This is a genomic window from Pseudomonas sp. Kh14 (assembly GCF_900291005.1).
Lineage (GTDB): Bacteria > Pseudomonadota > Gammaproteobacteria > Pseudomonadales > Pseudomonadaceae > Aquipseudomonas > Aquipseudomonas alloputida.
This window is the reverse complement of the sequence record NZ_OLKJ01000194.1, coordinates 1-255: the sequence shown is the minus strand read 5'-3', so window position 1 is coordinate 255 and position 255 is coordinate 1. Positions and strand designations below refer to the sequence as shown.

Genomic DNA, 255 nt, shown 5'->3' with positions numbered 1-255 from the left:
CCTCAACGACAGAGCAAGATGCCGAGCGAGCAAAAAGTGAACTGCACAATTTTGCCAAACAACATAATGTACGCATTGCTAGTGTTTATACTGAACATTTATCAGGCGCTAAATTAGAAAGAGCTGAATTAGCTCGTTTGATTGAAGACTCGCATCGAGGTGATGTGTTGCTCATTGAGAAAGTTGACCGACTTTCTCGCCTCCCTTACGAGCAATGGAAAGAATTGAAACAAAAATTGGTGACCGCAGGTATTC

The 255-nt window shown here is 42.4% G+C and carries 1 protein-coding gene; it reads left to right on the top strand.

Features of this window, described 5'->3' with window-relative positions; all coding sequences use genetic code 11:
* The coding region (locus FQ668_RS27805; protein WP_178097202.1) for a recombinase family protein at positions 1-255 on the top strand (255 nt) is incomplete at both ends.